The sequence below is a fragment of the Actinomyces succiniciruminis genome (genome assembly GCF_900002405.1).
In the GTDB taxonomy this organism is placed as follows: Bacteria; Actinomycetota; Actinomycetes; order Actinomycetales; family Actinomycetaceae; genus Actinomyces; species Actinomyces succiniciruminis.
The window spans coordinates 1-14,790 of the sequence record NZ_LK995509.1 but is presented as its reverse complement, the minus strand read 5'-3'; the positions used below and the strand labels follow the sequence as shown (position 1 = coordinate 14,790).

Genomic DNA, 14,790 nt, shown 5'->3' with positions numbered 1-14,790 from the left:
CCGCATCGATGGGGAATGTCAGCGACACCCCGTTCTCGATCGGCGTCGCCGTCGCCCCGTCCACCTCGTAAGAGACGCTCACGTCCTCGGGCAGGTCCTTCTCGACGATCTGGCAGGTGGCGGAGGACTTGGTCGTCACCGGCGTCGTGGTCTGCCCCGCCTGAATCGCAGGCATGTCAATGAAGTCGGCGGACAGGCACTTGTAGGAGAACTGGTAGGAGGCGTCGGCCGGCGCCGCGGTTCCGGTCGTGACCTTCTCGATCGTGAAGGACGCCCGGTGGCCGGATCCGGTCCCGCCGCTGTTGGGCAGCTCGACGCGCCCGACCACCGTGGCCGGCTCGCCATCCTCTGCCACCGAGATCGTGGCGGTGTTGACCAGTTCGTCCAGGTCGGCGACTTCCGGGCCGACGTCGGCACGCAGGTCGATCTGGAGCGATTCGTGAGCGGGCTGGTAGCGCCCGTCGGCCATGGGGCTGAAGACGATGCGCACGCCGCCGCCGGCGGTCTCCGTGCAGGACCAGCGGTTGGAGTCGATCTCGTTGTCGTAGACGACCTCCGTGTGCGGGTAGGGCGTGCGGTCGTAGATCTTCGCGCCCTCGCAGGTGAGAGTCAGGCCCTCACCACCGAGGTCCTCAATGACCAGGGGCTCGTACACGTCCTGCGTGGTGGTGCCGACGTACACGACCCAGCGGGAACTGCTGATGTCGGCGTCGTACACGCCGGTTTTACCGCTTGCCTGGTCCACGCCGGTGGGGCCGGGGCCCACATAGGTTCCGGGAAGCTGGAAGCTCTGACCACAGGAGGTGAAGGTCAGCGTGTAGTCGCCGCCCGCCTCATCGACCTGGGAGCGGTCCCAGCCCAAGGTCACCCAGGCGGAGCCGGTGATGTCGCCGTAGGTGTCGGCGTACTCGGAAAGGACGAAGTTGAGCGTCTTGCCGGACCAGGTTGCCTGGCCGACGACGGCGCCGTCCGGTGCCGTCAGATCGAAGCTGCTGGGGCCTCGGTTCTCCAACTCGGCCGGCAGGGTCAGTGTGAAGCTGTCCCCGGCGCTTGCGGTGGCGGGTGCGGCCCAGGTCAGGTCGGCGCGCACCAGGCCGGAGGCGTCGGAGACGTAGGTTCCGTTGGTTACGTGGGTGCCGTCCCTCCAGGCGACGGAGGTGACGGAGCCGGCGCAGGTTTCCGCGGCGGCGGTTCTCGTTGGGGCGGCATCACCGCTGATGTCGGCAGAGGCGGCGGACCCCGGAACAGCGAGAGCTAGCACCAGGGCCGCGGCGCAAGCGAGTGAGCGTAACGCCTTCATTGTGTTCCCTTCGATGAATCGGGGGATCTGTCATGGGATACGGGACTCATCAAAACACGGGATTAGTAATGCACTTGCGAGCGCACGATGGCGAGAGCGTGCCATGGCGTAGGTTTGTCACGTGGGCGTTGTTGTGCCGGGCGTGTCGTCCGCCGGCGGCAGCCAGCCCAGCCGCACGGCCTGCATGCCCAGTTGGAAACGGCTCTGTGCCCCAAGCAGGTGATTCAGCTCGGCGACCCGTCGGGCCACCGTCCGCATGCTTACTCCGAGTTGACGGGCGATCGCCTCATCTGTCATGCCGGAGGCCAACATCCACACCAACTCACGATCCTGCGGCAGCGCGCTTTCGATGGCTGATACGCGCGGCATTGGAACGGCCCTCTGCCACAGGTGCTCGAACAGGTCGCCGAAGGTCGCGACCACTTCAGCGTCGGTGATGCGAGTGGTAATGACATCGCTGTCGGGGCCGTGGCGCAGGATGAGTGCGGTCGTCTGGTCGGCGAGGAGCATGCGGAAGGGGAGTTTGTCGACGAAACGGGCCTCCTCCCCTTGGCGGATGGATTTTGCGACGACCTTGAAGTAACTAGGATCGTGTAGGGAGGCCATCTCGTACAGCGCACGGTGTCGTACGCCGCGGCGTAGCGACTCCGGCTGCATGCTCGCCTGCTTTCCCGCGGACGTCAGGTATGGTGAGCGATCCATCCCCCGGAACTCGCCGCGGGCGGTGGCGAAGAGCTGGTTGAACATGGCGATGGCCCGCTGCGGGGACCGGGTTGTTTCCACCGGGTGCCGACCACCTTGCTCGAGCAGGTCCAATTCCAGGGCGGCGGTCTCGGCGCGGCGGGCGTCCTCCCGGTATCGCTGTTCTAGGCCGCGTAATGCGCGGGCCGCCGAGCGCGGGTTCACCACTCCGTCGGCTACGGCGGCCAGGTCCGCTTCAATGAGCTCCGAGAGAGCGGGGTCCTCGGAGTTTGCGGCGCGGAGTTCGCCGTCCAGCAGTGAAAGGTACAGGGACTCGGCGGCGTCGCTGATGCCGAGTCCGGCGAGTAAGCGGTGAGCCGCCCCGACCTCCGAATCGCTCATACGCGTGATGCTAGCGGTGAACATGGGGACGTCGCTGGGAGCGAGCTCCATGGAATCGGGGCGGGGCCGGGCGTTGCACGACCTTGGGATGCATTCCACGACCCTGGGATGGTCGTGGAACGTACCCGAAGGTCGTGGTACGTCGCCGGGTGGCGTGGAGCGCGCCCTGGAACGAAGCTTCGGAGAGGCGCACATGAGTTGGATTAATGCTGCCGGCCTCACGGTTGCCCAGGGGCGGGCGCTGGTCGCCCCGCCGCGACTTGAAGCGCTGCTGTGTCTCTCCCCATTCGCCCAAGCATCAGGAGGCTCCATGACGGACTGGATCACCCCACCCACCGACGGCGGTGAACGCCTCGACGGGGCATGCCCGGCCCTGCTGACCGCCGGCCGCGTGCTGACCGGACGCCGCGGTAACGCCGTCGGCAGCCTAGAAAGCATCGGTGAGGACGACCCCGCCGGCGGCGCCGTCTTCATCGACGGCGCCCGCATCCGCGCAGTCGGCCCCACCGCCGAGCTGACCGCCCGACTCGGTGAGCTGGCCGAAGCGGCCGGGACCACGCCCGCGCAGGTGCGCCGCGTCGAACTGCCCGGCGCCACCCTCATGCCCGGGCTCATCGAGACGCACGCCCACCTGCCCACCTCCGGCACGGACGTGGAGTACCCCGACTACGGGGAGCATGACGTCGCCCGGCTCGCGCTGAACGCCGCCCGCTCGGCCCGGGAGCTGCTGTCCCTCGGCGTCACCAGCGCGCAGAGTCTGGGCGCCCGCCACTACGTGGACGTCGCCCTGCGCGACGCCATCGACAACGGCGACCTGCGCGGGCCCCGCATCACCGCCGCCGGGCCACAGATCACCGTCACCGCAGGCCACGCCCACCACGCCGGGGGTGAAGTGGACGGCCTGGACGACATCCGCCACCAGGTGCGCGTCCACCACAAGCGGGGCGTCGACACCATCAAGGCGATGACCACCGGCGGCTTCACCACCTCCGGCTCGGTGCCCTGGATGGCCCAGTTCAGCCAGGAGGAACTCACCGTCATGTTCGCCGACGCCCACCGCCTGGGGAAGTGGACCGCCGCCCACGCCCACGGCACCCAGGGCATCGAGCGGGCGGTGCGCGCCGGCGTCGACTACCTCGCGCACGCCTCCTTCATCAGCCCCGCCGCCCGCTCCGAACCCGACCCGCGCCTGGCCGATGAGATCGCCGCAGCCGGCGTCTACGTGGACTGCACCATCACCGCCGAGCTGCCCCGCATGCTTGAGCGCGACGACGCTTTCGCCCCGCCCGCGCGCATGCTGTGGGAGCACGGCGTGAAGATCGTCACCGGGCACGACGCCGGCATCCCCGGTGTTCCGAACCGCGGCTACGTCGGTGGCCTGGAGGCGCTGGAGTACGTCGGTCTGCCCCGGACGGAGGTCCTGCTCGCCGCCACCTCGCGGGCCGCCGCCGGCATCGGCCTGGCGGGCGTGACCGGTGTGCTCGCCCCCGACTTCGACGCCGACCTGATCGCCGTCGCCGGCGACCCGCGCACCGGGCTGGGCGTGCTGCGCGACCTGCGGCTTGTGCTCAGCCGGGGGCGCGAGTTCATCCCCGACCGCGTACCCGGGCTCGCGCACAGCACCGACCTCGACAGTCTCGCCGGGCCGGGCTCGGTACTCGGGGCCTGGCGGAACCGAGACGTGCTGCGCGCCCGCCACCCGGAGGTGTGAGGCGTGTCCGCGGCCGCGCCGCCCGGACGGGTGCTGATTCGATGACTGCCGGTGCGCGCGGCACAATCAGCGCCATGAATCGCCCCGTCCGCGACCTCAGCCGGCCCACCAAGCCCAGCTCCGCCGTGCAGTCCCGCATGGCCGAGGAGACCGCCGCCCGCGCCGCCGCGGCCGGGCCCGCCCCCGCACTGCCCGAGGACGCCGGCGTCGCGGCCGAGTTGCGCACCGAATTGGCCGAGGTCGTCGACTCCCTCGCACCGGAGCTCGTGGCCCTGTCGCGTGACCTGCACGCCCACCCCGAGGTGGGGCACGCCGAGCACCACGCCGTCGCCGCCGTCGCCGAGCTGCTGCGCGCCCACGGCGTCAGCCCGAGCGTGGGCGTGTACAGCATGGACACCGCCCTGCGTGCGGAGATCGGTGCCGACGCCGCCGCAGAGCGCGGGGAGCGGCAAGACGCCGGAGCGCCGCAGCCGCCCGCCAGCCCCCACGTCCCGACCATGGCGATACTCGCGGAGTACGACGCCCTGCCCGGCGTCGGCCACGGCTGCGGGCACAACGTCATGTGCGCCAACTCGGTGGGCGCCTTCCTCGCCCTGGCCGAACTCGAACGCCGCCGCCCCGGCGTCCTGCCCGGCCGCGTCATCCTGCAGACCACCCCCGCCGAGGAGTCCGACACCGCCAAGGAGATCCTCGCCCAGCGCGGCATGCTCGACGGCGTCGACGCCGCCATCCAGACCCACGCCTACGCCCACGACCTGGCCGACCAGACCTGGCTGGGCGTGCGCCGCATGAGCGCCGTGTACACCGGCATCCCCTCCCACGCCTCCTCCCAGCCCTTCATGGGCCGCAACGCCCTGGACGCCGCCACCCTGGCGCTGACCGGCCTGGGGCTGCTGCGCCAGCAGATACTGCCCATGGACCGGGTCCACGCCGTCGTCGACGACGGCGGGCGGGTCGCCAACGTGATCCCCGAGCGCGCCGAGCTCAACCTCATGGTGCGCTCCAAGTACCCCGAGACGCTCAAGGACCTGGTGGGGCGTGTGGAGGACCTGCTGCACGGGGCGGCGCTCATGACCGGCACGGGGGTGGAGATCATCACCGACGCCAACACCAACGAGATGCCGGTGCGCTCCAACGGCCCGCTGCTGCAGGCCTGGGTGCGTTCCCAGCGGGAGCGTGGCCGCGACCCGCTGCCCGCCGGGGTGGTGCCGGAGACGATCGCCGCGGGCACCGACTTCGGCAACGTGTCGCTGCGCGTGCCCGGTATCCACCCGCTGATCAAGGTCACCGACCGCGACGACGTCGCCCTGCACACTCGCGAGATGGCCGCGGCCGCCGGCTCACCCACCGGTGACGACGCCGCCGTCGACGGCGCATACGGGCTGGCCGCCGTCGCCCTGGACTGGTTGCACGACGCCGGCCTGCGCGACGCCGTGCGCGCCGACTTCGAGGCCGCCGGCGGGGCCGTGGATGTGGCCGGATTCTGGGAGGAGTGAATCCGGGGCGACGTAGCGCCGTGGCAGCGCGCCCCTGGCGGGGTCGGCCGCAGCCAGGCGCAGCCGATCCGCCACGGCGCGTGCGGCAGGCCCGGGTCCCGGCCTCCGGCGGCGCGTCGACCTACTCGGCCAGCGCCTCGCGCATGACGTCCAGGCCCACGCTGCCCAGCCGCAGCGCCCGCATGTGGAAGTCCTTCAGGGACTCACCGCGACCCAGCGCATCATCGCGGGCCGCCTCCCACAGCCGCTGGCCGACCGCGTAGGACGGCGCCTGCCCCGGCCAGCCCAGGTAGCGGTCCAACTCGAAGCGCAGGAAGGACTCCGTCATCGCCACGTTGTGGCGCAGGAAGGCCCAGGCCGAGTCGGCGTCCCAGACGCCGTCGCCGACGCCGGGCAGCTCCGCCAGCTCCGGCGGGCGCCGCTTACCCAGATGCACGCCGATGTCGAGCACCACGCGGGCGGCCCGCAGCCGCTGGGAGTCGAGCACGCCCATGCGGTCGCCCGGGTCGTCCTGGAAGCCGAGGTCCGCCATCAGCTGCTCGGCGTACAGGGCCCAGCCCTCGCCGTGACCACTGACCCAGCAGGCCAGGCGGCGCCAGGCGTTGAGCTCGTCGCGCACATAGGTCTGCATGCCGACCTGGAGGTGGTGGCCGGGCACGCCCTCGTGGAAGACGGTGGTGCGCTCCTGCCAGGCGGCGAAGGTGTCGGTTCCCTCCGGCACCGACCACCACATGCGCCCCGGCCGGGTGAAGTCGTCGCTCGGACCCGTGTAGTAGATGCCGCCGGTGGCCGACGGCGCGATGCGGCACTCCAGGGTGCGCAGTGGGGCGGGGATGTCGAAGTGGGTGCCGTCCAGGGCGGCGATGGCGTCATCGGCGGTGCGCTGCATCCATGCCTGCAGGGCGGCGGTGCCGTGGATGGTGCGCGCCGGATCGGCATTGAGCCGGTCCATCGCCTCGCGTACGCTCACGCCCTCGCCGTATAGCCGGGCGGCGATCGCCTGCTGCTCGGCGTCGATGGCGGCCAGGCGCTCGCGACCCCACTCGTAGGTCTCATCCAGGTCGACCACGGCGCCCAGGAACTCGCGGCTGAAGCGGGCGTAGCGCTCGCGGCCCACGCCGTCCACCTCGCCGGCGAGCGGCGCGATCTGTTCGCCCAGGAAGTCGGCGATGCGGGCGTAGGCGGCGCGGGCCTGCGCCGAGGCCGCGCGCAGGTCCTCCTGCAGCGACTCGGGCAGGGGAGTGCCGTCGGCGGTGGTGGCGGCGTCGATGAGCGCCGTGTAGGAGCTGGAGGACTCCGCCGCCTGGTCACGGGCCTGGCCGATGCAGGCCTCGATCTGGCGCCGGGCGGCCACGTCGCCGCGGCTCGCGGCCAGGCGCAGCGAGTCGGCGTACTCCTCCAGGGCGCGGGGCACGTCGCGCAGGCAGGCGGCGAAGTCCGCCCAGTCGGCCTCGGTGGCGGTGGGCAGGTTGTCGAACAGGTCCCGCAGGTTCTGAATCGGGGAGGCGATGTTGTCCAGGCTGCGCAGTGCCTCACCGGCCTCGGCCGCCTCAATGGACACGCCCAGCCGCTCGCGCATGGCGGCCACGGTGACCCGGTCGATCGCGTCGACCGGGGCGACCTGTTCCAGTTCGGCGAGCGTGCGCCGGTCCAGGTCGGTCAGTGCGTCGAGCGCCTCGGGGGAGTAGCCGTCAAGCTCGCCGCGGCGTCCGGGCAGACCCACGGACACGGCGAACTCGGGGGACAGGTCCGCAAGGCTCTCCACGTAGCGCTCGGCCACCGCATCCACAGCGGTGGGGCGGCGGGGTGAGTCGATGCCGGGCGGGGTGGCAGTGGGCGTCGCGGACGGGATGTCGGAGGGAGTCTCGGTCATGGGCTGAGATTAGGGCATAGGGCGGCGGTGCCTGCGCCTCGACGAACTCGCGGGGGCTGCAGCGTCGCGGATGGTGAGGCTCCGTCTGGTGAACTGGGTGGAACTGGGAACCGTGGCGGGCGCGGGAGCGGGGCGGCTCCCAATGGCCTCTCCAGGCGGTACTCGGACCTCTCGAGGTGGCGCATTGAGGCGGTGTTGCACGCAACGGCGCCGCGACGATTCCGTGGGAGGGCGAGTTTTCGCTGGAATCTCGCTGTTCCTGTGTTCGGCTGGATAACCGTGAGTAGGCTCCAGTGTGCAACGAGGGCCTCGCTGCACACTGGAGCGAGGCCACGTGTTTGTGCCGGCGATTGTTTTCCGCAGAATTCTGCGGTCTTTCTCCCCGTGCGCTGAGCCATTGCGTGCAACGTAATCGCTGACAGGGGCGACGCGGGCGGCAAGCGCTTGGCGCCCCGGCGGAGACATTCCCGGCCACGAGTTCGCGGTCGTTGCCTCCGCGGACCTGGACTACCTCGCCGTGGCACTGATCGGCCCGCGTGCGCAGGTCACCTCGCTGACCGGCTCCCTCCCGCTGTACCGCTGAGTCAATGGACTCCTCCGATTTGGAGGTGTGGCGATTGGCTGTCGTCATCGGTTCAGGTGCGGGGGCGGGCAGGTAGACCGACAAGCACCTGGCGGCGGGTGACGGTTTACGACCTTGGGGTGCGTTTTACGACCACCCCGGGGTCGTAAAACGCCCCCCAAGGTCGTGATTCGACACCAAGGCCGCCGCGGAGCCCGACGTAGAGGGCCCTCAGGCCGAGGTCGGCACCTCTTCATGCCCGTCTCCGGGCGCGGGCGCGGACGAGGCGTCGCTCGCCGGGCCGATGGACGGCAGCCACACGCGGACGACGGCGGCGAAGCCAACCAGTGCGGCGACGGCGACAACAACTCCGAGCACCCCGGATCCCGTCGCCGAGAAGGCCACGTATCCGAGCAGCGCCGCCGCCGCGCTCACACCCGCGTAGGGCAGCTGCGTGTTGACGTGCGTGATGTGGTTGCAGCCCGCGCCGGTGCTGGACAGGATCGTCGTGTCCGAGATCGGGGAGCAGTGATCGCCCCAAACGGCGCCCGCGAGGACGGCACCGAACGCGGGGATCAGCAACTCGCCGCCGCCCGCGACCGCCCCCATGATCTCCCCGGCGATCGGCAGCAGAATGCCGAAGGAGCCCCAGGACGTGCCGGTTGCGAAGGCCATCGCCCCGGCCACGACGAACAGCATCGGGATGAGCCACCGCGCCGACACCGCGGTCGACTCGACCAGCGAGCCGAGGTAGGCCCCCGTGCCGAGCTCGGAGATCAGCGAGCCGAGCATCCAGGCACACAGGAGGATCCTGATGGCGGGAAGCATGGAGCGCGCGCCCTCGACGACGCCCCGGGCGGCCGTCTTCGCCTCGAAGATCGGGTCTTCGTGCGTGAAGTGGAAGTAGTAGAAGGCGGCGGTCGCAAGCCCGAGTACGCCGCCGACGTTGAGGGCGAGGGCGACGTCGGTGTCGGCGAGCATGTCGAGGAGGGACCACGAGCCGGAGGCGTGATGCCCCGTAAGCAGGATCCCGCCGACGACGCCGGCCACCAGGACGGCGAAGGGCACGATGAGTGCGCGCATCGCCCCCGGTTCGTGCCGCGGCAGCGAGTCGGTGAGCTGACCCGGGATCTGCTCGTCGGGTGCGTACAGGCCGCCCATGGAGACGGCGCGAGTCTCCTCCCGCCGCATCGGGCCGAAGTCGATCTCGAAGACGACGGTCACCCACAGCAGGATCAGGGCGGCGATGGCGTAGTAGTTCATCCCCGCGGAGCGCATGAAGGCACCGGCGTCCGAGGCCTGGACGCCGACGGCGGCCACGATCGGCCCCATGATCCCGATGATTGAGGCACCCCAGCTGGAGAAGGGGGCGAGGACGGCGACGGGGGCGGACGAGGAGTCGATGAGGTAGGCGAGCTTCGCCCGCGACACCCGCTGCCGGTCGGAGACGGGGCGGGCCACCTGCCCGACGGCCAGGGCGTTGAAGTAGTCGTCGACGAAGATGGCCGTTCCCAGCGCCGCCGCGAGGATCTGGGCGCCGCGTCGGGTGCGGACCCGCGTCATCGCCCATTCGGCGAAGGCCTGGGTGCCGCCGGACATCAGCACCAGGGAGGTGATCACACCGAGGGTCAGCAGGAAGGCCAGGATGAGGACGTAGTAGGAGTTGACCGCCCCGTCCGACCAGAAGGTCTGGGAGAAGGCCTCCCAGACCTTCGCCAGCGTCCCGACGATACCGCCGTCGGCGATCAGCACGGCGGCGGCCAGGATGCCCAAGGCCAGTGAGGAGATGACCTTCTTCGTCCCGATGACCAGCGCAATCGCCAGAAGTGGCGGGAGGAGGGACAACACTGGGTAGGACTCGATCATCAACAGTTCCGTTCGTTGCATGCCGGGAGGCACCAGGCTAAGGCATCGACCAACCGCATCTGCGGGGCGCTTGCGCATTTCGGTCCGGGCGGCCCCGGCCGCGGGGCATCTCACGTCCTCGCGGCGGGGCGGGAGGCGTCGTCGTCGATAGCATGAGGCCCTCTACTGAGCACACCCGGGAGGACCCCCATGCCTGAGCCCATCAAGCTCATCGACCGCGTCCAGGCCATCAACTGGAACCGACTGATCGACGACAAGGACCTGGAGGTCTGGGACCGGCTCACCGGCAACTTCTGGCTGCCGGAGAAGGTGCCGCTGTCCAACGACGTCCAGTCCTGGGCCACGCTGAATGACGCCGAGAAGAACATGACCACCCGCGTGTTCACGGGCCTGACCCTGCTGGACACCATTCAGGGCACGGTCGGCGCCGTCTCCCTCATCCCGGACGCCCGCACCCCCCACGAGGAGGCGGTGTACACCAACATCGCCTTCATGGAGTCGGTGCACGCCCGCTCCTACTCCTCGATCTTCTCCACCCTGATCTCCACCGCCGAGATCGACGATGCCTTCCGCTGGAGTGAGGAGAACGAGAACCTGCAGCGCAAGGCCCGCATCATCCTGGACTACTACCGCGGCGACGACCCGGAGAAGCGCAAGGTCGCCTCCACCATGCTGGAGTCCTTCCTGTTCTACTCCGGCTTCTACGCCCCCATGTACTGGTCGGCGCACGCCAAGCTCACCAACACCGCCGACCTGATCCGCCTGATCATCCGCGACGAGGCCGTGCACGGCTACTACATCGGCTACAAGTACCAGCTGGCGGTGCGCGAGGCCTCGCCGGAGCGCCAGGCCGAGTTGAAGGACTACACCTTCGAGCTGCTCATGGAGCTGTACGACAACGAGGAGCAGTACACCGAGGACCTCTACGACGAACTCGGCCTGACCGAGGACGTGAAGAAGTTCCTGCGTTACAACGCCAACAAGGCGCTGATGAACCTCGGCTACGAGGCGCTGTTCCCGGCGGACACCACCGACGTCAACCCGGCGATCCTCGCCGCGCTCTCGCCCAACGCGGACGAGAACCACGACTTCTTCTCCGGCTCCGGCTCCTCCTACGTCATCGGCACCGCCGAGGCCACCCAGGACGAGGACTGGGATTTCTAACGTTCAACGTGGGCGTGCTGGCGGGTTTGCTGCGGGATGGTGCGCCTGGAATCGTTGAAACGGTGGTCTAGTCGAACAACTGTACAGACGCTGTAGACCGCGGAAAACCGCTCGGGTATGCTGTCCTTGTTACACGGAATCGGGTGCCGTGTAACAGACCTACAGGAGGCCGCCATGAGCAAGACGAAGGTGAAGCGCCAGTCATTCGGCAACATCACGAAGCTGCCGTCCGGCCGCTACCGCGCCCGCTACCAGGACCCCACCGCCCTACCCAAGCGGACGTGGATCAACGCGCCCCGCACGTACGACCAGAAGAAGGACGCCGAGTGGTGGCTGCACGAGGTCAAACTGGCGATGGACCGTGGCACCTGGGAGCACCCCGCTGCCGTCGCCGCCCGCGAGGCCGAGGAGGAAGCGGCTGCGACCGCTCAGGCCGAGGCGGAGGCGCTCACGGTTGCCGTGTGGGCCGACCGGTGGCTTGCGGGCAAGCGCCTTGATGATGTCACTGCCGCCACCATCCGCACCTACAGGGACCGTCTGCGTCACGTCACAAGGGGGCTCGGTGACGTGCGGCTCGTGGACCTCACCCCGGAGATAATCGCCGACTGGTACGACGATCTACCGTCCGACGGCGTGCGCACCTCCGCCTACTTGACGTTGCGGATCATGCTGAACGCCGCCGTCGCCTCCGACGACACGCCCTTAGCGAAGAACCCGTGTCGCCTGAAGCGCCCCACGGCGAGTCATGCGCGAGGCAGGCGGCATTTGCTGACCGATGCTGAAGTGGATGCTATCGCCGCGGCGATCCGACCGGAGTTGAAGGCGCTGGTTATCCTCCTGGCCGACGCCGGTCTGCGTATCAATGAGGCCCTGGCGCTGAGGCGGCGTGACGTGCACCTGGATGCTGGGGAAGTGGAGGTGCGCCACTCGCTGACGCGCGATGAGACCGGCGCGCTGGTGCTCGGCTCCACGAAAACACGCCGTTCGAGGACCGTCCTGCTGCGGCCCACCACTGTCGAGGCGCTGCGTGAGCACATGGACGCTCACACGGGGGGCGGGGTGGACGCACTGGTTTTTCCTTCCCTTGTGGAAAAGAAGAGGTTCTTGATGGCGTCAACGGCCAGCAAAGCCCTAGACGTGGCGCTGCGGAAGGCGGGCATCATCCTGGGTGACGACGAGTACCTGGGCTGGCACGGCTTCCGCCACTACAGCGCAACCAGGTTCGGGGAACTCGGAGCGACGACCGCCGACCTCATGGACCGCTACGGCTGGACGACGGCGAGCATGGCGACGCTCTACCAGCATGCGGTCAAGACCAGGCAGCGGGCGCTGCTGGACAGTGAACAGGACAGCACCGTGGTCAGTATCAGGAAGTACAGGAGGCAGGCGTGACACGCTGGGAAACACGGGCGACCCGAGTCATTGACCGGGACGGGGATGATGTGGTGGTTTCGGTGGAGAGGGTGCCGGTGGGTGGCGGGACCACCACCTTCCGTGTGTTGACCGTCTACTGCGACGACCCCGAGCACGAGGGGGACAGGGAGCTGCTGTTCCTGAAGCGGATGGTGGTGCACGAGCCCGGCTGCGACGCGGGACCGGAGTGCTCTTGCGAGACGGCAGCGGCCTGGGGGTACGAGTTCCTGGCGGTGGACAAGCCCCCCAGTTACCCGCGGGGCTCGCGCACCTCCGGGCCGCGTGTGTCGATTCTGCCTGTGATGCGGCCGCTGAGGTCGTCGAGGTTGCGATCAGCTGCGGTGGCGCGGCTTCGGCCGGCGCGTGGTGTTTGGGGTCCCTGCCGGCGTCCCGTGCGCGCGGTGCTGTCCCCTCGCGCCGCCGACAGACTGCGGCACGACAAGCCAATCCTCATGTATGAGGTGTCGTCGGTCCCGCTGACCGGTGGACACCCGCGCACCATCGGGTTTGGCGGCAGCAGGAGAGACTCGGTGAAGGACGCTGCGGGCTGGGAGTACGACGGCTACGGGAGCGTCAACGTCGTGTGCCCGCAGTGCAGGCGTCACGCGCGCCGGCAGAACTCGCGCCTGTCAGTTGACCTGGCCCTTGAATCAGATCATGCGACCGTGGCAGTGCTTGACCAGACGCTGGCCTATGCCGCCGCCAAGGGCCTGCCGCCGATGATCCCCCTGTCCGCGCTGGTGAAGGCAGTCGGCCGGAGGCAGCCGGACGTGATGCCGCTGGTAGATGCGATGACCGCCCGTGCGGTGCGTGAGGGCAAGCTGGTGTGGATGCACCCGGAGATGCGGGAGACGAAGTTCCTGGTGGGATTCACCCCGGTTGACGGAGGCTTCCATGCATACGGCTCGGGTCAGGACAGGCGCGTGGTGCTGGACCGCGTTGTGCCCGACGGTGAGTGGCCTGGGCTGCTGGCGCGTATGCGCTCCCATGGCAGGGTGGCGTTGGTGGTGAACTCCCTGCGGGATTCGGTGCCGGTGCGGGCAGCTGCGGGTGTTGAGGGTGTTGAGGTGGTGTACTCGCTGGATCGGGTGTTGCGGGTCGCGCAGGGCGGCGTCGGCGCTGATTCGGTTGCCGGCGTGAAGGAGATGGTGGAGGAGGGTGTCAGGCAGTTCGGGCGGCTTATGCTCATGCGTGCGTGATATGACTCACATTCCGCGGTTAGTGTTGCACTGTCCGTTATGGCCGCGTAATGTACGTACTGCAAGTTAATCAACACGCCGCCCTCCGAGTGGTAGACCGGACTCAGGGATACTGAGCTTCGGTCTCGGCCTCTTCGGAGGGCAGACTTTTGTCCATAACAACCACTTGCGTGAGCGCGCCAACGGCGATCACCGTCAGAGCGTTCTGTGCGCTGACCATGATCTCGCGCGACGCCGTGGAGCGCATGATCGCCCGCGGAGACCTGAAGGTCATCCGCTTCGGGAACCGGCTCCGCCGCATCCCCATCACCGAGCTAGACAGACTCGGCATCCCCGTCCCGGCCGACCTGCCGGCAACCCTGGAACAGCTCGGGGTCGGCATCCCTGCCGACGCCACCTCCACCAAGGAGGGGCGCTGAGATGGGAAAGGCCATCATTTCAGTCCTGGGGAACCTCCTGACGGCCTGGTTCAATCCTACCGCAACCAGCAGTAGCGAAACCTCGGCGTCCAGCTCTCCCGACTGCTGGGACATCGTGGCTGACAAGCTCACCTACCCGATGATCGACGGTGAGACGGACCGCGAGCGCGCCGCCCGCTGGGGCCGGCAACGCCTAAGCGACCTGGGTATCGCTGCCGAACTGACGGCGCGCGCGGCAATGACCGCGCCAACAAGCGAGCTGCGCGAGCGCGCCTGGTTCGCCAGGGCAGCCCTGCTCGACGCCCTGGCCGCCGCCGGTGGTGATCTCGTCGGCGATGGACCGGTCAGGCTCCCGGCATCGCCCCCGCCGTCGTCTCCGCCGTCAGCGGCGTCACCCGCTGCGGCGTCTCCGGTCCGCATGTGCTCCGATGAAAGGAGCACCCGATGAACACACTGGTGACACCGCATCCGTTCGTCGCCCCGGCGCGGCCGGCGGCGAAGCCGGCGTCGAAGTACCCAACCAAGGCGGAACTGTCCCGCCTGTTCGTGGACGCCGATGGTGCCTACGACCCGAGGGCTGCCGTCTACCCGCTGCACGCCGACGCCGCCCGCGTCCGTGAGCAGGTGGACTCCTGGCTGGCCCGCAGGGTCGCCTCAGAGCACAACACTGAGGTGCCCGAGCCGCCGGCGGGGGCGATGCCGGA

Annotated in this window: 13 protein-coding genes; 9 read left to right on the top strand and 4 right to left on the bottom strand. The window is 69.3% G+C overall.

Annotation, left to right across the window (positions count from 1 at the left end):
• Together BN1056_RS08075 and BN1056_RS08070 are read right to left on the bottom strand one after the other, a co-directional pair.
• On the bottom strand, window positions 1-1,300 hold a 1,300-nt coding region (locus tag BN1056_RS08075), incomplete at its 3' end, for an Ig-like domain-containing protein (RefSeq protein ID WP_210580270.1).
• Between the two features lie 117 nt (window positions 1,301-1,417).
• On the bottom strand, window positions 1,418-2,383 hold the full coding sequence (locus BN1056_RS08070; RefSeq protein ID WP_210580269.1) for a helix-turn-helix transcriptional regulator: 966 nt from the start codon (window positions 2,381-2,383) through the stop codon (window positions 1,418-1,420).
• 310 nt (window positions 2,384-2,693) lie between these two features.
• Here BN1056_RS08070 and BN1056_RS08065 point away from each other — a divergent pair, with 310 nt between their 5' ends.
• Together BN1056_RS08065 and BN1056_RS08060 are read left to right on the top strand one after the other, a co-directional pair.
• Window positions 2,694-4,094: an amidohydrolase family protein gene (locus BN1056_RS08065; RefSeq protein ID WP_210580267.1), complete on the top strand. Its 1,401-nt coding sequence runs from the start codon at window positions 2,694-2,696 to the stop codon at window positions 4,092-4,094.
• A 74-nt stretch (window positions 4,095-4,168) separates the two neighbouring features.
• Window positions 4,169-5,590: an amidohydrolase gene (locus tag BN1056_RS08060; RefSeq protein ID WP_210580265.1), complete on the top strand. Its 1,422-nt coding sequence runs from the start codon at window positions 4,169-4,171 to the stop codon at window positions 5,588-5,590.
• 121 nt (window positions 5,591-5,711) lie between these two features.
• Here BN1056_RS08060 and BN1056_RS08055 read toward each other — a convergent pair whose 3' ends face one another.
• Window positions 5,712-7,463, bottom strand: a complete 1,752-nt coding sequence (locus tag BN1056_RS08055) for a DUF885 domain-containing protein (protein ID WP_210580264.1) — start codon at window positions 7,461-7,463, stop codon at window positions 5,712-5,714.
• Window positions 7,464-7,878: 415 nt separating this feature from the next.
• On the opposite strand from BN1056_RS08055, the gene BN1056_RS15090 reads away from it, so the two are divergent.
• Window positions 7,879-8,046, top strand: a complete 168-nt coding sequence (locus BN1056_RS15090; RefSeq protein WP_210580272.1) for a DUF2000 family protein — start codon at window positions 7,879-7,881, stop codon at window positions 8,044-8,046.
• Between the two features lie 210 nt (window positions 8,047-8,256).
• Here the strand turns inward: BN1056_RS15090 and BN1056_RS08045 are convergent, their stop codons facing one another.
• Window positions 8,257-9,912, bottom strand: a complete 1,656-nt coding sequence (locus BN1056_RS08045; RefSeq protein WP_244671584.1) for a Na+/H+ antiporter NhaC family protein — start codon at window positions 9,910-9,912, stop codon at window positions 8,257-8,259.
• A 168-nt stretch (window positions 9,913-10,080) separates the two neighbouring features.
• On the opposite strand from BN1056_RS08045, the gene nrdF reads away from it, so the two are divergent.
• The 6 genes from nrdF to BN1056_RS08015 form a co-directional block, all read left to right on the top strand.
• Window positions 10,081-11,055, top strand: coding sequence for a class 1b ribonucleoside-diphosphate reductase subunit beta (nrdF, locus tag BN1056_RS08040; RefSeq protein ID WP_210580263.1), 975 nt, complete (start codon window positions 10,081-10,083; stop codon window positions 11,053-11,055).
• Between the two features lie 174 nt (window positions 11,056-11,229).
• The gene (locus BN1056_RS08035) at window positions 11,230-12,447 is read left to right on the top strand and encodes a tyrosine-type recombinase/integrase (protein WP_210580262.1); all 1,218 of its coding nucleotides are present in this window, start codon (window positions 11,230-11,232) and stop codon (window positions 12,445-12,447) included.
• A 551-nt stretch (window positions 12,448-12,998) separates the two neighbouring features.
• On the top strand, window positions 12,999-13,667 hold the full coding sequence (locus tag BN1056_RS08030; protein WP_210580261.1) for a hypothetical protein: 669 nt from the start codon (window positions 12,999-13,001) through the stop codon (window positions 13,665-13,667).
• A gap of 170 nt (window positions 13,668-13,837) precedes the next feature.
• Window positions 13,838-14,086 carry an excisionase family DNA-binding protein gene (locus BN1056_RS08025; RefSeq protein WP_139240892.1) on the top strand — a complete coding sequence of 83 codons (249 nt, stop codon included), beginning with the start codon at window positions 13,838-13,840 and terminating at the stop codon, window positions 14,084-14,086.
• A gap of 1 nt (window position 14,087) precedes the next feature.
• Window positions 14,088-14,534 (top strand): hypothetical protein, encoded by a 447-nt coding sequence (locus BN1056_RS08020; RefSeq protein ID WP_073329694.1) that lies wholly within the window; start codon window positions 14,088-14,090, stop codon window positions 14,532-14,534.
• The coding region (locus BN1056_RS08015) for a hypothetical protein (RefSeq protein ID WP_210580260.1) at window positions 14,531-14,790 on the top strand (260 nt) is incomplete at its 3' end. The genes BN1056_RS08020 and BN1056_RS08015, both read left to right, overlap by 4 nt.